We start from the raw sequence: 20,652 nt of genomic DNA, 5'->3' as shown, positions 1-20,652 counted from the left end.
AGTAATTATCAGTAATGGATCCTCACATATGACTACTGATAATTACTCATTTTTTATTTGCAAATCTTCTGTATAAGAAGTAATAATTCTATTTTCATATCAAAATCTGTAGATTTTTGACGAACTTCCATATCAAAAAGCCTAGAGTGGATGTCAAAAAGCTCTTCATAGGTGAAATTATTTATAAATCCCTTAACCTTCCTAAGTTCATATGGACTTATGCCTATATTTTTCATAATATAAGCGTCATTTTTGTTATTAGAAAGCAAAGTCTTTATTCCAATAATATTTCTAAACTGCCTAATAATCATATGAAAGATCATAAACAAATCTTCATCCCTTTTTACCATATTTAGATAAGTGGTAGAAGCTAGTTTCAAATCTTTTTTTGATATAGCATCAGTTAAGTTAAATATATTAATATTTAAAATCTGATCTAATTGGTCGTAGACATCTTTTTCTTTTACAATCTCATCTTCAGAACTTGCTATGATTTTATCGACTGTATTTACTATATCAAATAAATCAAGGTCACTGTCCCTATCTAGGTAGGAAAATCTTTGGACAATCTCTGCAAGCATTGATTTCTTAATTTTCTTACCAGCTTTGACAAATCTCTTTCCTATAAAAGTTTCAAGCTCACTTTTATTTAACCTATCAATATTTACAATATTGCCATGCTTTTTGACTTCCTTGTAAAATTTCCCCTTAAAGGGACTAGAATCAGAAAAGATAAGAAATGTCGTGTATTCTGGGAAGTTTTTTATATCACCCGTCAAATTTGTAAGCAAGTCTTCGTATTCTTTGAGGGAATTTTTGGATAAATCTATATCTTTCCATATGATATATTTCCTATCTTCCATAACTGGATATGTCTCATAGGCATTTTTCATTGCCTCAACATCAACATTTCCCTTTAGTTCTACTAGGTTAAAGTCAGCAAAGGAGACTTTTTCCTTTGCAAGATCGATTATGGTTGTATTTAGATAATCTTCCTTAGAATCAAATAAGTAGATTCCTTTTGCCTTATCTTCTATCAAATTTTCCATAAATTCTTTGTAATTCATCTAAAATAACCACCTTTTACATAGCTTTCTACACTAACTTGTTTTTTGAAATTTATCTTTACCATACCATTATTTTGACTATTATATATCTTAACACCATCCAAATTTTCTATAACTTCCCTTGTCGGGTGACCATATTTGTTGTTTCTACCTGCGGATATAAGGGCAATTTGTGGATCTACTTTTTCTACAAAATCCCTTGAAGTAGAAGTTCTTGACCCGTGGTGGGAAACTTTTAATACATCTGCCGTTATATCAAGACTATCTTCATATTCACTTGGTAAATCTCCTAAAGTGAGGATTTTAATACCCTTAATATCTATAATATAGCCAACAGATTCAGCGTTTTCTTCGCCTTCTACTCCATCAAAGACACAAGTAATAGACCCATGAGGAATATTTATTCTGTCATCTTTTTTTATAATTTTAGGATTGTAAGTTACTAGAGAATTCGTATTTAATTTGGAAGTAAGGATATTTTCCACATTGAAATTATTTACTATTCCATCTATGTTTCCCGCATGGTCACCATCTTCGTGGGAGATAAATACAGCCTTAATATTTCTTATTCCCAAGGAATTTAGGTAAGGAATAAGTATCCTCTCTCCTGAATCATAATTATCATACTTTGGCCCACCTACATCAAATAAATAGTATTCTCCCCTATCACTTAGCAAAAATGCATCTCCTTGACCTATGTCAATCATAGTAAAACTAACTTCTGGATTTAAATAATCATAAGAAAGGCTTGCTAAAACCACAAGGAGATTTAAGCCATAAAAAATCCTGACCAATTTTTTATTAGTTCTTTTCAAATAAAATATGACCAATATTAAGGTAAATAAATATATGGCTACAAAAATACTTGGATGAGCAAATTTGATATTAAAGAGCCTAAAGCTATTTAAAAACTTAACAATATTTATGATAGTAACTAATAAAAAGTCCAAGACCTTAAAAAACGGACTTAATATAAAGCTAAATACTGGGTAGAAAACTACTAGTCCAAAGGCTAGATACATAGCTATGGTAAATATTGGCACTACCAAAAAGTTTGCAAGTATAGATAATAGATTTATCTTCCCATAGTAAAATATAGTAAATGGCAAAAGTCCTAATTGAATTGATCCTGTAAAGGCGAAATTTTCTGTTATTGAATTCTTTGTAAATCTTCTTTTTATTTTTGGGTAGATTAAATAAACTGCACTTGTCGCCACAAATGACAAAACAAAGCCTGAATTTAGTAGAGCAAATGGATTTGCTAATAGGATTAGCATAGCTGCTATTAGTAATGATTTTATCTTATCTTCTGGCATAGCAAATAGAAATGCTAGAAAACCAATTAAATTTATTATCAAAACCCTAATTACAGAAAAAGGAAATCCTATCAAATAACCATAAAAAAGACATAGACCTAGGGCTATGCCATAGCCGTACTTGTAATTAAATTTCCCAAAAATAAACAAGATAAATCCCAAAAGTAAATCTATGTGAAGACCCGAAACAGCAAGTATATGTACAAGACCCAAATCTTTAATGTCGTTATTTTCTATTAGATTCTCCCCTAGGATAACGGAAATTATAAAGTCTGATGCAGTTTTTGATAAGTTCCCCTCAAAAATTGAGTGTATATATTTATAAAACTTATTCCTTGCCTTTAGGAAAAGGCTCTTGCTATTAGAAGACTGATAAACTTTCTTTATCTCTAGCTGACTTCCTATACTTTTTGAAATCAGATAATGCCTATAAGAAAAAAGATTGGGATTGGTGTTTTTATCTGGTATAGAAATATCGGCATCAACTAGGAGAACCTCTCCAATATCCAAGTCTTCTTCAGAAAATAAGACTGACTTTTCATCTATACCACTAGCCTTGGCCCTTACAAAATACCTAAAATTATCAGCCGTCTTTCTCTTTTCTAAGATGGTAATTTGTGCCTCTATTTCTTTATAATCTTTTAGCTTGTAAGTCTTAAAATTAAAAAAGCTAAGGGAAAATCCTAGCAAAATTCCCAAGGGAATTATAATATATTTCTTGTCAAATAGGCATAAAATCCCAGCAAAAATCCCACAAATAATCATTACTTTTATAAAAGCCAAGCTCTCAAAATTTATGAATAATCCTATGCCTGCCATCACCCACAGCAAGCAATAAAAAATTTTCTTTCTCATAGGCTAACCTCGGGTATATTATATCATAAGTACAATCTATAGTTTTAGACTAAAGGAAGGTAAGTAATGCAAAAATTATACCTAAATTATCCAGAAATAACCGATATAAAGGCAAATATAGTATCTAGAAGATCTAACGGTGACAATACACAAGTGATACTCGACCGCACTATTTTTATGCCTTCAAGTGACCATTTCATAAAAGATAGGGGAAATATATCCGGGCTTGAAATCTTATCTATCGAAGAAAAAAGAGACAATATAATTCACACTGTCAAAGGCAAGTTCCAAAAATCTGCCGTAATCCTACATTTGGATAAGGCAAATAGGATGAGAAATCTTACATATAATACAGCTTTTATCATATTTAAACTAGTTTTCCAATCTTTTTATTTGGCAAAAGATATAAAGCTTCTACTTCTAGACGATAAGTTTATTGTAAGGATAAATGATTTTTATGATGTGCTTGATGAAAATCTTATGGAAGATCAAATTAATTTCCTTATTTCAAAAGCAGTGCAAATTGAAAATAATAGCGGAATCACAAGTATTTATCCTTTTGGAGAAATAATTAATAACGATATATGCTATGATAACACTAGTAAAGTTAGAGGATTTAAGATTATCACTTGCCAAAATATAGGAAATGACTTAGACATAGAATTTATTGCAGGGGATGATTTGATCCATGATTGATGGCAAGAGCCATCTTTTTTTTGTCGTATTTTATATATATATATTTACATTAACGCTTTAATTTGTTATAATTAAATAAATTTAAAGAAAGGAGAAGAATAATGAACATTAATCTAAATAAGAAAATCGGAGTTTCTAAAAATTAGTCAAAGTAAGTACATATATAACTCCTTGCTTTGACTATAATAAAAAATCAAGGAGGAAGCGGATTTACCGCACTTATGAAAGAATTAAAATTTATTTTCAAAGAAATGTGGTCCAAGGACCCATTTATGTATGTGATTATTGTAATAAATGCAATAATTAATGGACTATTGCCCTTTATCTGGATCCTAGCACCAGCTTATGTAATTGATAATAGAGATAAGGGGATAGAATTTTTCATTCCATTTTTTATATTTCTATTTGTAGCTACTTCACTTATGAAGTTTTTAAATTCATTTTTGACTGGTAATTATAGGATGAGAATGAACAATCTTCGCTACCAGCTTAATAGAAATATCATAGAATACAGCCTCAATTTATCCTATGCCGACCAGCAGGACAAAAAGCAAAAAGAACTTATAGCAGATGCCATAAGAGCAGTCGAATATCCCTTTGATGGTTTTGGCAATATCGTCCTAAATATGCCAACAGGCTTTGGTCTAATCATATCTTTAATAGCTTATCTATGGATATTTACAGCCATGCCTTGGTATTTAGTTTCATATCTTATCGTTTTAACTATTATTATTGGCAGAATTATGTATAAAATTACTTTTATTTACGAAGACTTTTGGGAGAAAATTGATCATACCTGGGAAGAAGTTCACCAGCTAAATTATGAACTGCAAAATCCTATATCAAAACTAGATATATTGATGTACGATATGAAAAAAGTATTCAAGAAATATTATTTTTCTTTGACTGATATACGATTTAGCGAGATGTATGCTGCAGATAAAAAGACATATAAAATTTTTATCAAATCAAGAATTATTTCTCTGATACGTGACTTACCTATCTTTTACTGGATGATTTTAAGTCTATCTAATGGCGAAATTAATATTTCACGTTTTTTTGTCTTGTTTACATCTGTATTTGCCTTTATGATAATGATAGATCAGTTTTGCAACCAAGCTGCATTTTTAGTAAGAGATCTTAAGTTTTTCAAGTATTACTTCAAGATACTAGATTTCCCAACAAAATCTTATAAAAAAATGGATTTCGATAGTGTAAATATTGAAATTAAGAATCTATCATTTAAATATCCATCATCTGACAAATACGTCCTTAAAAATATCAATCTAGATTTATCTAACAATAAGTCTATTGCCCTAGTAGGCGAAAATGGTGCAGGTAAAACTACTCTTGCACTAATACTTGCAGGACTACTAGAACCAACAAGTGGTGAAATTTTATTAAATGGCAAGGATATTAATTCCTATGGCATAGACAAAAAAGACCTAGTATCGGCAATTTTCCAAGACACTCTACTCTTGCCCTATTCTATTAAGGAAAATGTGGCAATGAATTCTAATGATTGTGATTTAACTGATGTCTATGAAAAAACAGGTCTAGATGACATTATCGCTAAATATGATAAAAAAGATGAACAGATACTCTTAAGAACCTTAGATGATAAGGGAATCGACCTATCTGGCGGTCAAAAACAAAGATTATTTTTGGCTCGTGCCATCAACAAAAAATCTGCCAAAATTTTAATCTTAGATGAGCCAACAGCTCAACTAGACGCCATAGCAGAAAGAGATCTATATGAGCTTTACAATGAAATGACAAGGGATAAATCTAGTATATTTATCTCCCACAGGCTAGCTTCCACCAAGTTTTGTGATAAGGTGGTTTTCCTAAAAAACGGTGAAATCATCGAAGAAGGGACTCACGAAGAATTGCTAAAAGCTAATGGAGAGTACAAGGAATTATTTGAAATCCAAGCCAAAAATTACAAGGAGGAAGCCCATGCGTAATTACATCAGACTTTTTAAGATTATTGAAAGTAAGCATAAGGGCTTCGTAAAAAAAGTAATTTTTATAAGCGTGCTTTTGGGCCTGCTTCCCATATTTAATATAATTGCACCAAAACTTATAATAGATGAATACAATGGTTTGAGACGTTTTGAAATCATGTTTGGATTTGTGCTTTTAGCTTTGATTTTAAACTTAGCTAATGAATTGATAAGTGCTTATTCAAGAAGCTTCTACCAGAGGACCTTGCAAGTATTTAATGATGAATTAGCTTTTGCAGTAAATGAAAAAGTCTTATCCCTACCAATAGAGCTTACTGATTCAAAATCAACCCAGGAAAAAGTAGAACAAGCTTTGTATGGTGTTGGTATGACCTATGCCCTCTTGGAGTTTCTATATTTTGCCACAGGAGCTGTAGCTACAGGTATTGTTTCAATCTTCATACTTTTAAGCTTAAACCCTCTCATACCAATATTTATAATAGCCCTTAATTTTTTAAACAAACCTTTTACAAAAATAATTAAGGAAAATGAAAAGAAATATCAGGAAAACTCAGCTAAAGATAACAGAGTTTACAAGTACTATTATGATTTTTCTAGGGATTATAAATACTCCAAAGACATAAAAATATTTAATGCTGAAGATATGATTCTTGAAAAGGCAAAATACCACATGAATCAGATGTTTTTGACAAATCACAAGTACTACAGCAAAAACGGCGCCATGAATGGGGCTATGAATGTCATAAACAATTTGGGAGTTGTGGGATCATTTATTTATATAGTTATAAAAGTAATAGAAAGAACAATTACTATTGCAAATTTTACCCTATACTTTAACTGCCTCAATAGACTCATCGAAGCCTTGAGAGTCTTCCAGGAATACTACGCTGACCTAGCCGGACTTAATGTTGCTTTAAATTCTTTATATGAGTTTTTAGATTTAGACGATAGTTGGAATAAGGATGGAAAAATCGATAAGGTCGACTTAAATAAAGTAGCTATTGAATTTAAGCATGTATACTTCAAATACCCAACAAGTGAAGATTACATTTTAGAAAACTGTTCCTTTGTAATAAATCCTGGTGAGACTGTGGCCCTTGTAGGCAGAAACGGTGCTGGCAAGTCTACTATTGTTAAACTCCTTTGCAAGTTCTATAAGCCTACTAGTGGGGAGATTTTATTAAATGGAATAAATATTGCCGATATAGATACCAAGTACTACTACCAAATCCTATCGCCTACCTTCCAAGACTTTAGACTCTTTCCTTTTAGGATTGATGAAAATGTCGCTAGTCTAAAGGCAGATGATATTGACGATGCTTCATATACGGATATGGGAAAATCTTTTAAATTACTAAATATAGAAAAATGGATAGATTCATTGCCAAAGGGAAAGGCGAATTATATTACGACCTTGTTTGATAAAGAGGGAGTTCAACCTTCTGGAGGTCTTGGACAAAAGCTTGCCCTAGCCCGTTCTATGCACCATAAGGGCAAATTTATTATAATGGATGAGCCAACCAGTGCCCTAGACCCTCGTAGTGAGCAAGAAATATTTGAAAATATGCTTGCCATAACCAAGGACCAAACTTCCCTATTCATATCTCACAGGCTATCTTCTACCAAATATGCTGATAGAATACTCGTTTGTAACCACGGCAGGATCGATGAAGAAGGAACTCATGAAGACCTTCTAAAAGAAAATAAATTATATAAAGAGATGTTCACCACCCAAGCTGAACTCTATGCATAAAAAAAGAAGCGGTTAGATTTAATCTAATCGCTTTTAAAATTTGTTTACTAACCATTCTAGTCCCATGGCCCAACCCATGGAATATAAGAATATTGAAGGTGGCTTGCACAAAAGAATTATTGTGGCGTATTTCTTAAAACTCATGTCGGATAGGCCAGTTAGATAGCAGAGAAAATCATCTGGTGCCACTGGCAATAGTATAGCCCAGGCAAAAAATTTTTCATAAGTCTTATCCTTAATCTTGTGCTTATACTTATCAAAAGTTTCCTCTCCAAAGAAATTTAGAATGACAGACTTGCCAAAGGTCCTTGATATGAAGAAGACTAACAAAGATCCAGCACAAATAGATATGTAATTATAAATAAATCCCCAAAAAGCTCCAAATATTACTACACCAAAAACTGTAGTAAGGCCTCCAGGTATAATCGGCACGACAATTTGGATGACTTGAACTAGCATAAATATGATATTTGCCCATACTCCAAAAGATAGGATAAAGTCTCTAAAAGTATCTACTGAGTTGAATAAACCTTTTTTGTAGCCAATATAGCCTAGAATTGTAAGAATAACCAAAACTAGGACCGCTATTATATTGTAGATGTTTTTCTTGATAAATTCTTTCATAAAACCTTCTTAATCTGTATTATTAGTATAATACAATAATACACTCTTTTATAAGATCAGTCAAATAATTTTATCCAAGTTTGGTCATTATAAAATCCAAACCATAGTACCAAGCCATGGAATATAAAAATATAGATGGCCCCTTGCAAAGAAATATAATCTTTGCGTATTTTTTAAAGGTCATGTTGCTTAGTCCAGTTATATAGCATAGAAAATCATCAGGAGCTACAGGTAAAAGTATAGCCCAAGCAAAAAACTTTTCGTAGGAGTCTTCCTTTATTTTATCTTTATATTTATCAAACTGCTCTTCACCAAATATTTTTACAATCAAATCTTGGCCAAAGGATTTTGATATAAGAAAATTTATTATAGAACCTATACATATGGATATGTAGTTGTAGATAAATCCTTTAAGGGGTCCAAAAGTAACAACACCAAAGGCTAAGATAATGCCCCCTGGGACTCCTGGCACCACAACTTGCATGATATTTGCAAGAAAAAATATCAAAAATGCCCAAGGTCCATATGATAGGACATAATCTCTAAAACTTTCCAAGGAATCAAAGGTCCCATTTTTGTATCCTAAATAAGCTAATACGCAGAGTAGTGTAAAAATCCCTGCTGATATTATTGAAAACTTATTCTTTTTTATAAAATCAATCATAATGCCTTCTTAAAATATAAAAATAATATAAAGTGTACTATATATTATGATACACCTTTCTATAACAATTACAATATGTCTTATGTAAAAAACTAGATATTAACTTAGTGAATAATTTAAGTAAAGTATTAAATTTATAAAGTTAAAATCATTAATATTAATAAGTAGGTAACACTTGTAAATATTTTTAATTTTAAATATTAAAAAATAACAAGTCTTGAAGGACCAAGCGCTTGTTATTGAAGTTTTATTTACATCTCATAAAAAATAATATTTTTCTTATTCTCTCTACTATTTATACCCTTATTATCATTACCTTAAAATGAAAAAACTAGGACATTACATCCTAGTCTTCTCTATCCCACGACAATATTTAAAATCTTGCCTGGTACATATATTATTTTTCTAATTTCCTTATCTGCTATGTGATTTGCTATATTGCTATCGTTTTTGGCAGCTTCTATGGCGTCATCTTTGTCAGCATCTATTGGCATTATCACTTTGCCACGTACTTTGCCGTTTATTTGAACAGGCATTTCAAATTCATCTTTGACTAGTTTCTTCTCATCGTAAGTTGGCCAAGATGTTTGGTTTAGCTTTCCTTCAAATCCTGCCATTTCCCACAATTCTTCTGTTAGGTGTGGGGCAACTGGGTTTAGTAAAGTAATATAGGTTTTAAAATCAGCCTTTGTGATTTTGCCTGCTGCTCTCATATCGTTTGATAGGGACATTAGGCTAGCAATTGCTGTATTAAACTTAAGATTTTCATAATCTTCTGTGACCTTTTTGATAGTTTGGTGGATTGATACTTCCAGGTCTTTTGAATATTCTTCTCCATCTTCTACTAAGTCAATCATATTATAGACACGTTCAAGATATTTTCTACAACCACGAACTCCCTCATCAGACCATATTGCTGTTGATGAGAAGTCTCCTATGAACATCTCATAGGTTCTAAGTGTATCTGCTCCATAATCACGGATAATATCATCAGGATTTACTACATTGCCACGAGATTTACTCATTTTTTGGTGGTCTTCACCAAGAATCATACCGTGGCTGGTTCTCTTCATATATGGTTCTTTTGTTGGGACTATACCTAGATCATATAGGAATTTGTGCCAGAATCTTGAATACAATAAGTGAAGAGTTGTATGTTCCATTCCCCCATTGTACCAATCAACTGGGCTATAGTAATCCAAAGCTTCTTTGCTTGCAAGAGCATCAGTATTATGTGGATCCATATATCTTAAGTAATACCATGAAGATCCTGCCCATTGTGGCATAGTGTCTGTTTCTCTTTTTGCAGCTTTTCCACAAATTGGGCAAGTTGTATTAACAAATTCCTCTATCTCTGATAGTGGAGATTCTCCAGTAGCTGTTGGTTCGTAGGATTCTACTTCTGGAAGTTTTACTGGAAGGTCAGCTTCATCAACTGGTACCCAACCGTGTTCTTCGCAATATACCATAGGAATTGGCTCTCCCCAATATCTTTGACGGGAGAATACCCAGTCACGTAGCTTAAAGTTTGTAGTAGCTTTTCCCAAGCTCTTTTCTTCTATATATTTTATTGCTCTTTGCTTGGCATCTGTAGCATTAAGACCATTTAAGAATTCTGAGTTAATTGAAACATCTTGGTTGATGTCTGTTAGTGGTAATTCAGTCTCAGCCTCAGTTTCATACACCGGCACTATTGGCATATCAAAGGTCTTTGCAAACTCATAGTCTCTGCTATCGTGAGCAGGAACAGCCATGATAGCACCTGTACCATAGGTCATAAGTACATAGTCAGATACCCAGATAGGAATTTCCTTGCCAGATAGAGGATTTATAGCTGATATTCCATCAAGCATTACCCCAGTCTTGTCTTTGTTAAGCTCAGCTCTTTCGAAATCTGATTTTTTGCGTGCCTCTTCTTGGTAAGCAGAAACTTCATCAAAGTTATTAATCTTATCCTTGTACTGGTCGAGTATTGGGTGTTCTGGTGAAATTACCATGTAGGTTACACCAAAGATTGTGTCAGGTCGGGTTGTATACACTGTAAGCTTATGGTCTGTGTCTTTTATGTTAAAGTCTACATTTGCACCCCTAGATCTACCAATCCAGTTGATTTGTTGAGCCTTGATCCTATCTTCGTAGTCAACTTCGTCTAGGTCATCAATCAACCTATCGGCGTATTCTGTAATTTTTAGCATCCATTGATTTTTCATCTTGTGGACAACTTCAGTTCCACATCTTTCGCACTTGCCATCAACTACTTCTTCGTTGGCAAGGCCTACTTGGCAAGATGGGCACCAGTTTACGCTCATTTCCTTTTTATAAGCTAAACCGTGCTTATATAGTTGAATGAAAATCCATTGAGTCCACTTGTAATAGTCTGGATCTGTTGTATTTACTTCTCTATCCCAGTCAAATGAAAATCCAATTGATTTTAATTGGTTTTTGAAGTTTTTGATATTATCTTCAGTAACCTTTGCTGGGTGGATTTTGTTTTTTATAGCATAGTTTTCTGTTGGTAGGCCAAAAGCATCGAAACCCATTGGATATAGGACATTGTAGTCTTCAAGTCTTCTTTTTCTAGCTACCACGTCAAGGGCAGTGTATGGCCTTGGGTGGCCAACGTGTAGACCTTGGCCAGATGGATAAGGAAATTCTACCAAGGCGTAGTATTTTTTCTTATCATTATCTATTTCACTATGGAAAGTATTATCTTCATCCCAAATTTTTTGCCACTTTTTTTCTATGGCATTGGGATTATATTCAACAAATTTGTTTTCTGTCATTTTTCACCTAGTTTCTATCTGCAAAAGCATTTACATATCTTGGGTAAGGGATTACGTCACGGATATTTTTCATACCTGTTACATACATTACAGCACGTTCAAATCCTAGACCAAATCCTGAGTGAACTACTGTACCAAATCTTCTAAGGTCAAGGTAGTTTTGATAGTCTTCTTCTTTTAGACCATTATCTTCAAATGATTTTAATAGTTCGTCCATATTTTCTTCCCTTTGAGAACCACCTATTAGTTCTCCAACTCCAGGAACAAGCATATCAAAAGCTGCTACTGTCTTGCCATCAGCATTTCTCTTCATGTAAAATGCCTTGATATCTTTTGGATAGTCTGTTACAAATACTGGTCCATCTACTATAACTTCTGATAGGTATCTTTCGTGTTCAGTTTGTAAATCCATACCCCATTCAACTGGGAATTCGAATTTTTGTCCGCTAGCCTTTAGCTTTTCTATGGCATCTGTATATGTTATTCTTGCAAATTCTGCATTTCTAACTTTTTCTAATCTTTCAAATAGACCCTCATCTATGAATCTGTTGAAAAATTCCATTTCATCTTTGTTGTTTTCAAGAACATAGTCTATTATATATTTGATCATATCTTCAGCTACATCCATTGCCACATTGTAATCAGCAAAGGCCAATTCTGGTTCTAGCATCCAGAATTCTGCAGCGTGTCTTGGTGTGTTTGATTCTTCAGCCCTAAAGGTTGGACCAAAGGTGTAGACATCACCAAAAGCTAGAGCATAGTCTTCTGCCTCTAGTTGGCCAGATACAGTTAGATAAGATTTTTTACCAAAGAAGTCTTTGCCATAATCAACGCTTCCATCTTCTTTTAGTGGGACTTCTTTTGGGTTGATTGTTGTGATGTTGAACATTTCTCCAGCACCCTCTGCATCAGAACCTGTTACAATTGGTGGGTTCACATACAAAAATCCTCTTTCTTGGAAGAATTTATGTAGGGCATAAGCGAGCGAACTTCTTACCTTAAATACAGCTCTAAAGGTATTTGTTCTTGGTCTAAGGTGAGGAATAGTTCTCATAAATTCAAGTGTTTGTCTCTGTTTTTGGATTGGAAACTTGTCTGAAGATTCGCCCAAAACTTCGATATTATCAGCTTGGATTTCATAAGGAGTCTTATTATTGCCTGTAGCAACAAGCTTTCCTTCTACCTTTATACTTGTAGATAAAAATTGGTGGGAAAGTTGGTCATAATTTTCCTTATCAGTTCCTACTACTATTTGTAAGTTCTTGAAAGTAGAACCATCATTTAGTTCTATAAAACCAACATTTTTACCAAATCTTGAGTTTCTAATCCAACCTGAGACAACTACATCAGTATCGACATATTTATCTATATCATTTATAATTTCTCTAATCTTCATTGTTTCCTTCTTTCCTTTTATTTAATCTTTCTATCATATTCTTTTCATATCCAACAAAAATCGGATTGTAAAATATCTCCCCGACAAATTCATCTGGCAAGTAATCCTGGTCTACATATCCACCAAAATCGTGGGGATAGAGATAGGAATCATGGATCAAATTCTTGCTTCCTGGATAGTGGGAATCCTTTAGCTTATTTGGAACCTCCCTGTCAGAGTTATTTTTCACAAAATCTATAGCTTTTGCTATGGCCTTATAAGTCGAGTTGCTCTTAGGGGCTGCTGCAAGGTAGGTTACCGTTTGGGCAAGAATTATTCTTGCTTCTGGCATACCAACTGTGTTTATAGCATCAAAAGTTGATGTGGCGAGGATAAGGGCATTTGGATCTGCATTTGAAATATCTTCTGCTGCAAATATAATCATTCTCCTTGCTATAAATTTGATATCCTCACCAGATTCAAGCATCTTTGCCAGGTAAAATAGACTTGCATCTATATCTGATCCCCTCATAGACTTGATAAAGGCAGATATTGTATCGTAGTGTCTATCTCCCTTTTTATCATAAATCGCAATCTTTTTTTGGATAGAGTGTTCGATAGTATCTTTGTCTATAATAATTTTACCATCTTTCTCATTTTCTGAAAATATTGCAATCTCAAGTCCATTTAATAAGGCTCTACTATCTCCATTTGAATATTTTATAAGAGTTTTTCTAGCTTCTTCATTTATTTCAATGTTCTTATTGGCGAAAATTGTATCTGTACTTATAGCCTGATCTATTAACTTATTCAAATTATCATCTGTAAGACTCTTTAATTCAAAAACATACATTCTTGATATGAGGGCCTTATTTACCTCAAAATATGGATTTTCAGTAGTTGCTCCAATAAGTATTATGGTGGAATTTTCTACAAAGGGCAAGAGATAATCTTGCTGGGACTTGTTAAACCTGTGAATCTCGTCTATAAATAAAATGGTCTTCTTGTTCTCATAGCTTAGATTGTCCTTAGCTATTTGAATCTTGTTTTTTACATCAGAAATCCCACTAGATACAGCGGAAAGTTCTTCAAAGGCCATATTTGTAGATTGGGAAATAATTTTGGCAAGCGTAGTCTTGCCAACACCTGGTGGTCCATAAAAAATCATAGAATAAATCCTATCTGCCTTTATCATACGATTTATTATCATTCCCTCGCCTACCAAATGTTCTTGGCCAATATATTCATCCAAAGTCTTTGGTCTAAGCCTATCGGCCAGAGGAGCAGATTTTTCTAATTCATATTGCCTATTTAATTCAAATAAATCCATAAAAGCCTTCCTATAAAAAAAGAAGCTAGCTTATAGCCTAAGCTTTTCACTAGCATCTTTAATCTTTAAAATTAAGTATTTCATCATAAAATGAATCGACATCTTTAAATTCTCTGTAAACTGAGGCAAAGCGTACATATGCAACTGGATCAAGATCTTTTAGTTCATCCATGACAAGTTCACCAATATAGGTTGAAGTAACTTCTTTTTTGCCTGTATGGTTAATCTTTACTTCAACATTTTTGGCAACTTCTTCTATCTGATCCATGGAAACAGGTCTTTTTTGGCAGCTTTTCACTACCCCTGATATAATCTTAGATGGGTTAAAAGACTCTCTTGTTTCATCTTTTTTAATAACCATAACGGTATTATCTTCATACCTCTCATAGGTTGAAAATCTTTTGTCGCAATCTTCGCAAAGCCTTCTACGTCTGATAGCTGTGTCATCTTCGGTGGCTCTTGAATCAAGAACTCTTGTATTATTTGAATGACAATAAGGGCATTTCATATTACTTTAAGAAGTCTGGTAAATCTATATCGTCAAATGGATTTTTCTTAGCCTTTGTTTCTTGGTTTGATCTTTGATTTCTTGGAGCTGATTCATAATCGCTTCTTTGACTTCTGTGTGGGTTAAGGTCATCACGACGTTTAGCTTGGTTGTCAAAACCTGTAGCAATAACAGTAATCTTGATGTCTTCACCAAGTGATTCATCACTACCTACACCAAAGATGATATTTGCATCAGAATCAATATTATCGCGAATTAATTCTGCAGCTTCGTTTGCTTCCATCAAACCAACTTCAGCAGCTGTAACATTTAGTAGAACTGCCTTTGCACCTTCGATAGATGTTTCAAGAAGTGGAGAATTGATAGCAGCTTTTGCAGCATCAACTGCTCTATTTTCGCCATTTGCACGACCAATACCCATATGAGCTATACCTTGATCGCTCATGATAGATTCAACGTCAGCAAAGTCTAAGTTGATTACGTTTGGAACTGCAATTAGTTCTGAAATACCTGAAACTGCATCCATCAAAACTTGGTCAGCAAGTTTAAATGCATCTACCATTGATGTTCTTTTTTCTACTATTTGAAGAAGTCTATCATTTGGAATTGTAATAAGTGTATCAACATTTTCTTTAAGTCTTTCTACACCTGCTTCTGCTTGGGATTGTCTTTTTCTACCTTCAAATGTGAATGGTTTTGTAACAACACCTACAGTTAATATTCCCAAATCTTTTGCAACATTTGCAACAATTGGAGCAGCACCTGTACCAGTACCGCCGCCCATTCCAGCAGTGATAAATACCATATCGGCTCCCTTTAGGGATTCTGTGATATCATTTTTGCTTTCTTCGGCAGCTTTTTCTCCAACTTCTGGATTAGCACCAGCGCCAAGTCCACGAGTTAGTTTTTCACCAATTTGTAGGCGAATGTCTGCATTTGATTCTTGTAGAGTTTGTAAGTCTGTATTTACTGCAACAAATTCTACACCTGATAGTCCATTGTCTCTCATTCGGCTGATAGCGTTGTTTCCACCGCCACCTACACCGATGACCTTTATCTTAGCTAATGCGCTATTGTCCATTTCCATATTAATGTTTGCCATAGTTTCCCCCGTCATCTCTAATTTTTTAATAATTTAGATCTTCACTAAATGATTGATCGTCCACTTTTACTCTAGGATTCTTGCCATTATCTAGGTCTATTTGAACAGCAAGCACGCCCTTTTGGTCGATATCATTTAGGATTTTATCTAGTAATTTTAACTTATCACTAATATTGTTCAAATCACCGAATTTTACATCTATATCATTTAACATTATACCAATTTCGGCCTTATTTTCCAAATCTATTTCTTTTACCTTGTCAATGTAGGAAAATTCCTGTATTGCCTTAATAAAATTAAGTGAAGCTTCTGAGCTAGTAAAGTTTTCACCTGTGATGTTTCTAAGCTTTGCCCCTCTGATTTTGATAAGTCCTTCATTGTTTTCTGGGCTATTTTCTGTAATCTTAGCTTTGTTATCTATATAGTAAGTCTTATCTTTTTCTTCTTGATAAAAGAGTGGATAACTTTCATCTACTTCTATGGATAAAAGATTTGGAAAAACTTTCTTGATTTCTACGCCATCGACAGAGTCAATAGCATTAATCCTTTCTTTGCTGTCTGCTACATTATAAATCAATATGTTTTCTCCGATAGGATTTGACATTTGACTTATAATTTGTTCATCACTTATATTTTTGTTGCCGCTTATGTATATATCAGATATTTGCATAAAAGGGTGGATATATAAGCTGTAGAGAACAGTTAATAGAAATAATAATATAAGAACAAATACAAAGGGCTTAGAAAATAACTTTTTCTCTTTTTCAAAGTTACGGTTATTTTTCTTGGCCACGTAAGTTTTCTTTATGGTTTTTCCATCTTTTTTTAAATATCTATCATCGTTATTATTTTGCATCTTTACCAACTAATTCCAATACTAAGTCTAGAATCTTATCACTAGCATCCTCATCTGCAAGTAAGCCTGCAGCCTTGCCCATAGCTTCTAGCTTTTCTTTATCGTTTATTATAGAAAGAATATCATCATATAAAAGTTTGCCATCAAGATTTTTTTCTAGGATCATAAGGGCTGCTCCATTATCAACATAAGTTTGTGCATTATATTGTTGGTGATTTTCTGTAGTGTAAGCTTTAGGTATCAAAATAGAAGGTTTTTTTACTGCTGATATTTCAGCAAGACTCATTGCCCCACTTGATGCTATTACCAAGTCGCTTACAGCATAGAATAAATCTATATTGTCAATATAGGAAAATGCCTTGATATAAGGATTCTCAGTGACTTCTTCCATAAATTTATCATAGTTACGTCTACCTGTTTGATGAAGTAGGTAAAATTCATCCTTTAAAATCTTTGAAAGTTCTATTACTGCCTTATTTAGGGCGTATGAACCGTTTGATCCACCAAAGGAAAATACTACTGGCCTATCTTTCTTGATGCCAAGTTTTGCCAAGTCCTCATCAGTAAAAGTTTCTTTGAAGTTTGTCCTTACAGGATTACCTGTAACGACAATATTATCCTTGTATTTTAAGTGTCTCTTGGCTTGTGGATAAGATATACATAGGTAGTCTACTCTTTTTGATAGGAATTTAGATGTGACTCCTGGATACGAGTTTGATTCGTGAATTATAGTAGGAACCTTAGCCTTAGCAGCCTTATATATGATAGGTCCACAAACATAGCCACCAGTACCAATTGCTATATCTGGTTTATATTCCTTTACAATATGTCTTGCCGCCTTAAAACCCTTCATATTTTTGGATAGGGATTTGAAAAATCTTTTGTTAATCTTTCTAGGTAGACCCATGCCATCAATTGGCCTAAATTCATAGCCATATTTTTTTGCTATTGCTTCTTCTGGACCACCTTTGATCCCAACATAAAGAATCTCACAGTTTTCAATATTAGCTTGTAATTTTTGGGCGATGGCTATGGCTGGATATATGTGTCCACCAGTTCCACCACCTGAAATTATTACTCTCATTTAATATTTCCTTTGTACTTATCAATCTTTTCTTTAAAGTCTCGACCCCTAGTTTGGTAGGAATCGTACATATCCCAGCTTGCACTAGCTGGAGATAGCAAGATGATATCAGGACTTTGAGCTATGCTTACAGCATATCTTACAGCCTGGTCCATATCATCAACTACTTTGTATTTAACAAAATATTTTTGGCACAAATCTTTTAGCATTTCCTTAGTTTCGCCAAGAATAATCATTTCTTTGCCATTTTTTGTAAAGGCTTTTACATAGTCACTATAGTCAATCTTCTTGTCATAGCCCCCTCCTATAATAATTATAGGATCTGTGAAGCTATTGATTGCCTTTATAGAGCTATCGACATTTGTACCCTTAGAATCATTATATATCTTTACACCGCGAACTTCATCTACAAATTCTAGGCGGTGTTCAATAGATACAAAAGTCTTGCTTGCCCTTGCTATTTGTTCAAGGTCTAGGCCAAATAGGTAAGTTTCAAGAATAGCTGCCATCAAATTTTCATAATTGTGATTACCTATTATCTTTAAATCTTTGACTTCTAGGACTTCTATTTTTTTATCGTCTTCAGAAAAAATTATCTTATCATTTTCTAGATATAGGCCCTTGGCTACCTCTCTCTTGCTTGAAAACTCATAAATATTTGCCTTAAATTTATCCTTGTTTTTAGATAAAATCTCATCCTCATGGTTTATGATTAGGTAATCATTGTTATCTTGGTTTTTGGCAATATTAAACTTAGAATCTATATAATCCTCATAAAATCCATGCCAGTCTATATGATCTGGGCTGATATTTAATATAGCTCCTATATGAGGGTGGTAGGAAGATGTGTCTTTTAGTTGAAAAGATGAAAGCTCTTCAACAAAAACAGCATCATTATTTTTCATCTGCCACAAGATACCCTCGCCAATATTACCTACAGATATGGCCCTAATTCCATTTTCATTTAAGATATGGCTAATCATAGAAGTTGTAGAAGTCTTCCCGTTGGTTCCAGTAATAGATAAAAACTTCTTATCAGGAAAAAGCCTATAGGATAATTCTATATCTGATATAATTTCAAATTTTTCCGCTAATCTTACCAATAAATCGTCGCTAGGTTTGATCCCTGGAGACTTTACTACAAAATCATAGTCAATATCCATGATTTTTGAATCAGAAATAGGGCTATAATTATAGCCCTTCAATTGTTCAATTTCTATTTTATTTTTATCATAAGTATAAACTTGATAGTCCATCTCAGCTAGGCTTTTAACTGTGGATATACCACTGACACCAAGTCCGTACACTAAAACTTTTCTCATAAAATTGCCACCAAAGTTATTAAACATAATAAAACACTAACTATTGTAAAGCCACTTACAATTTTTGGCTCCTTGTATCCTTTTAACTCAAAGTGATGGTGGATTGGAGTCATCAAAAATACTCTTTTCTTGTTTCTATGCCTATATGAGAATACTTGAATCATTACTGATAAAGTTTCCATCACATAAACTCCACCAAATATCACTAAATAGATTGGAATTCTTTCAATGATAGCAAGGGCAACAACAGCCCCACCTATTGCCATAGATCCTGTATCACCCATGAATACTGAAGCTGGATTTGAGTTAAATAACAAAAATCCTAATAACACTCCAAACATTATAATAGAAAATATTCTTGATGAGTCTTTTGTACTTATCAAAAATAAGGTGATAAAGACTGGAAGTGATACGCTTGTAGCAAGTCCATCTAGTCCGTCAGTCAGGTTAACTGCATTTGTTGTTCCTACTATGATAAATATCAAGATTGGAAAACCTAGGATGCTTACAGATAGCGGATAGTTTGAAAATGGTATTGTCATTTTCATTACACTATCTTTGTCGTTAATAAAAGCTAATATTGTAATAAGTATAGCTAGGCCAAATTGTAGTATTATTTTTTGTTTTGGGTTTAATCCTTCAGATTGCTTTAAAACTAGTTTTCTATAGTCGTCTATAAAACCAATAGCTCCGTAGCCAAGAAATGCAATTATTATAATTGCAGAGCTTAGATTAAATGGAACATAGATTAAAGTAATCAAAAGTGCTGCTATCAAAAATATTATTCCACCCATGGTAGGTGTACCTGCTTTTTGATAGTGGCTCTTTGGACCTTCTTTTCTAATGTTTTGTCCCACTTTCATATTTCTTAGTATGGGAAGTATAGCATAGCCTAAAACTATAGAAGATAAAATACTAATTATAGCAATCTTAAACATATCTGTCATATTAATTACCTTCTATGTTATTTATTGGAGTCTCATTTTTTGCATAGACCATACCAAGTTCTTCCATAGCATAGCGTTGGATCCTGTTTAAATCAACAGAATTTTCTAGTTTTGCTTCTAAACGATCTCTCTTTAATTCTTTTGTTATAACTTGATTCATAAGAGTATTATACTCAATTCTCTTAGCTTTCAATTCTTTTCTTTTATTTATATTAAAATATGACAAACTTACAATCACAGCCAATGCCAAAATAATCAAAGTACTTTTTAGCCTTCTATCCCTTTTTCTAAGCATCTTGTTCTTATGCTTTTGACTATATCTAGGACCTTCAGCAACTTTTAGTCTTTTTCTATTGTGATTGGTATTAATTGAAGTTTGATTTATAGTATTGCTATAATTCAT

17 protein-coding genes are annotated in these 20,652 nt (G+C 33.3%); 3 read left to right on the top strand and 14 right to left on the bottom strand.

Features of this window, described 5'->3' with window-relative positions; translation table 11 throughout:
- Positions 1-53: 53 nt before the first annotated feature.
- Positions 54-1,067: a DNA polymerase III subunit delta gene (gene holA, locus BN38_RS00885; protein ID WP_044565033.1), complete on the bottom strand. Its 1,014-nt coding sequence runs from the start codon at positions 1,065-1,067 to the stop codon at positions 54-56.
- Positions 1,064-3,238, bottom strand: a complete 2,175-nt coding sequence (locus BN38_RS00880) for a DNA internalization-related competence protein ComEC/Rec2 (protein ID WP_044565032.1) — start codon at positions 3,236-3,238, stop codon at positions 1,064-1,066. The genes holA and BN38_RS00880 overlap by 4 nt, the downstream gene beginning before the upstream one ends.
- 66 nt (positions 3,239-3,304) lie before the next feature.
- On the opposite strand from BN38_RS00880, the gene BN38_RS00875 reads away from it, so the two are divergent.
- From BN38_RS00875 to BN38_RS00865, 3 genes are all read left to right on the top strand, one after another.
- Positions 3,305-3,934: an alanyl-tRNA editing protein gene (locus BN38_RS00875; RefSeq protein WP_049944407.1), complete on the top strand. Its 630-nt coding sequence runs from the start codon at positions 3,305-3,307 to the stop codon at positions 3,932-3,934.
- 221 nt (positions 3,935-4,155) lie between these two features.
- Complete coding sequence (locus BN38_RS00870; RefSeq protein WP_044565031.1) at positions 4,156-5,901, top strand: ATP-binding cassette domain-containing protein; 1,746 nt, start codon at positions 4,156-4,158, stop codon at positions 5,899-5,901.
- Positions 5,894-7,654 carry an ABC transporter ATP-binding protein gene (locus tag BN38_RS00865; RefSeq protein ID WP_044565030.1) on the top strand — a complete coding sequence of 587 codons (1,761 nt, stop codon included), beginning with the start codon at positions 5,894-5,896 and terminating at the stop codon, positions 7,652-7,654. The genes BN38_RS00870 and BN38_RS00865 overlap by 8 nt, the downstream gene beginning before the upstream one ends.
- A gap of 33 nt (positions 7,655-7,687) precedes the next feature.
- Here the strand turns inward: BN38_RS00865 and BN38_RS00860 are convergent, their stop codons facing one another.
- From BN38_RS00860 to BN38_RS00805, 12 genes are all read right to left on the bottom strand, one after another.
- Positions 7,688-8,278 (bottom strand): TVP38/TMEM64 family protein, encoded by a 591-nt coding sequence (locus BN38_RS00860; protein WP_044565029.1) that lies wholly within the window; start codon positions 8,276-8,278, stop codon positions 7,688-7,690.
- Between the two features lie 70 nt (positions 8,279-8,348).
- The gene (locus tag BN38_RS00855) at positions 8,349-8,942 is read right to left on the bottom strand and encodes a TVP38/TMEM64 family protein (RefSeq protein WP_044565028.1); all 594 of its coding nucleotides are present in this window, start codon (positions 8,940-8,942) and stop codon (positions 8,349-8,351) included.
- 356 nt (positions 8,943-9,298) lie between these two features.
- On the bottom strand, positions 9,299-11,725 hold the full coding sequence (gene leuS, locus BN38_RS00850; RefSeq protein ID WP_044565027.1) for a leucine--tRNA ligase: 2,427 nt from the start codon (positions 11,723-11,725) through the stop codon (positions 9,299-9,301).
- A gap of 7 nt (positions 11,726-11,732) precedes the next feature.
- Complete coding sequence (gene asnS / locus BN38_RS00845; protein WP_044565026.1) at positions 11,733-13,121, bottom strand: asparagine--tRNA ligase; 1,389 nt, start codon at positions 13,119-13,121, stop codon at positions 11,733-11,735.
- Positions 13,111-14,430, bottom strand: coding sequence for a replication-associated recombination protein A (locus tag BN38_RS00840; RefSeq protein ID WP_044565025.1), 1,320 nt, complete (start codon positions 14,428-14,430; stop codon positions 13,111-13,113). The genes asnS and BN38_RS00840 overlap by 11 nt, the downstream gene beginning before the upstream one ends.
- 58 nt (positions 14,431-14,488) lie before the next feature.
- Entirely contained in the window at positions 14,489-14,938 is a 450-nt protein-coding gene (nrdR, locus tag BN38_RS00835; RefSeq protein WP_044565024.1) for a transcriptional regulator NrdR, read from the bottom strand.
- Between the two features lies 1 nt (position 14,939).
- The gene (ftsZ, locus tag BN38_RS00830; RefSeq protein ID WP_044565023.1) at positions 14,940-16,040 is read right to left on the bottom strand and encodes a cell division protein FtsZ; all 1,101 of its coding nucleotides are present in this window, start codon (positions 16,038-16,040) and stop codon (positions 14,940-14,942) included.
- 25 nt (positions 16,041-16,065) lie between these two features.
- Positions 16,066-16,896, bottom strand: coding sequence for a cell division protein FtsQ/DivIB (locus tag BN38_RS00825; RefSeq protein WP_049944406.1), 831 nt, complete (start codon positions 16,894-16,896; stop codon positions 16,066-16,068).
- Positions 16,886-17,980 (bottom strand): undecaprenyldiphospho-muramoylpentapeptide beta-N-acetylglucosaminyltransferase, encoded by a 1,095-nt coding sequence (gene murG / locus BN38_RS00820; protein ID WP_044565022.1) that lies wholly within the window; start codon positions 17,978-17,980, stop codon positions 16,886-16,888. The genes BN38_RS00825 and murG overlap by 11 nt, the downstream gene beginning before the upstream one ends.
- Positions 17,977-19,302 (bottom strand): UDP-N-acetylmuramoyl-L-alanine--D-glutamate ligase, encoded by a 1,326-nt coding sequence (gene murD / locus BN38_RS00815; RefSeq protein WP_044565021.1) that lies wholly within the window; start codon positions 19,300-19,302, stop codon positions 17,977-17,979. The genes murG and murD overlap by 4 nt, the downstream gene beginning before the upstream one ends.
- Positions 19,299-20,249: a phospho-N-acetylmuramoyl-pentapeptide-transferase gene (gene mraY, locus BN38_RS00810; protein ID WP_044565020.1), complete on the bottom strand. Its 951-nt coding sequence runs from the start codon at positions 20,247-20,249 to the stop codon at positions 19,299-19,301. The genes murD and mraY overlap by 4 nt, the downstream gene beginning before the upstream one ends.
- Position 20,250: 1 nt before the next feature.
- Positions 20,251-20,652: a hypothetical protein gene (locus BN38_RS00805; protein WP_044565019.1), complete on the bottom strand. Its 402-nt coding sequence runs from the start codon at positions 20,650-20,652 to the stop codon at positions 20,251-20,253.

It is taken from the genome of Anaerococcus provencensis (assembly GCF_000312365.2).
In the GTDB taxonomy this organism is placed as follows: Bacteria; Bacillota; Clostridia; order Tissierellales; family Peptoniphilaceae; genus Anaerococcus; species Anaerococcus provencensis.
This window is presented reverse-complemented; position numbering and strand designations above follow the sequence as displayed.

Coding starts and splice junctions, on each gene's coding strand:
- holA (WP_044565033.1), bottom strand. CDS start 1,067: ATGAATTACAAAGAATTTATGGAAAATTTGATAGAAGATAAGGCAAAA.
- BN38_RS00880 (WP_044565032.1), bottom strand. CDS start 3,238: ATGAGAAAGAAAATTTTTTATTGCTTGCTGTGGGTGATGGCAGGCATA.
- BN38_RS00875 (WP_049944407.1), top strand. CDS start 3,305: ATGCAAAAATTATACCTAAATTATCCAGAAATAACCGATATAAAGGCA.
- BN38_RS00870 (WP_044565031.1), top strand. CDS start 4,156: ATGAAAGAATTAAAATTTATTTTCAAAGAAATGTGGTCCAAGGACCCA.
- BN38_RS00865 (WP_044565030.1), top strand. CDS start 5,894: ATGCGTAATTACATCAGACTTTTTAAGATTATTGAAAGTAAGCATAAG.
- BN38_RS00860 (WP_044565029.1), bottom strand. CDS start 8,278: ATGAAAGAATTTATCAAGAAAAACATCTACAATATAATAGCGGTCCTA.
- BN38_RS00855 (WP_044565028.1), bottom strand. CDS start 8,942: ATGATTGATTTTATAAAAAAGAATAAGTTTTCAATAATATCAGCAGGG.
- leuS (WP_044565027.1), bottom strand. CDS start 11,725: ATGACAGAAAACAAATTTGTTGAATATAATCCCAATGCCATAGAAAAA.
- asnS (WP_044565026.1), bottom strand. CDS start 13,121: ATGAAGATTAGAGAAATTATAAATGATATAGATAAATATGTCGATACT.
- BN38_RS00840 (WP_044565025.1), bottom strand. CDS start 14,430: ATGGATTTATTTGAATTAAATAGGCAATATGAATTAGAAAAATCTGCT.
- nrdR (WP_044565024.1), bottom strand. CDS start 14,938: ATGAAATGCCCTTATTGTCATTCAAATAATACAAGAGTTCTTGATTCA.
- ftsZ (WP_044565023.1), bottom strand. CDS start 16,040: ATGGCAAACATTAATATGGAAATGGACAATAGCGCATTAGCTAAGATA.
- BN38_RS00825 (WP_049944406.1), bottom strand. CDS start 16,896: ATGCAAAATAATAACGATGATAGATATTTAAAAAAAGATGGAAAAACC.
- murG (WP_044565022.1), bottom strand. CDS start 17,980: ATGAGAGTAATAATTTCAGGTGGTGGAACTGGTGGACACATATATCCA.
- murD (WP_044565021.1), bottom strand. CDS start 19,302: ATGAGAAAAGTTTTAGTGTACGGACTTGGTGTCAGTGGTATATCCACA.
- mraY (WP_044565020.1), bottom strand. CDS start 20,249: ATGACAGATATGTTTAAGATTGCTATAATTAGTATTTTATCTTCTATA.
- BN38_RS00805 (WP_044565019.1), bottom strand. CDS start 20,652: ATGAATTATAGCAATACTATAAATCAAACTTCAATTAATACCAATCAC.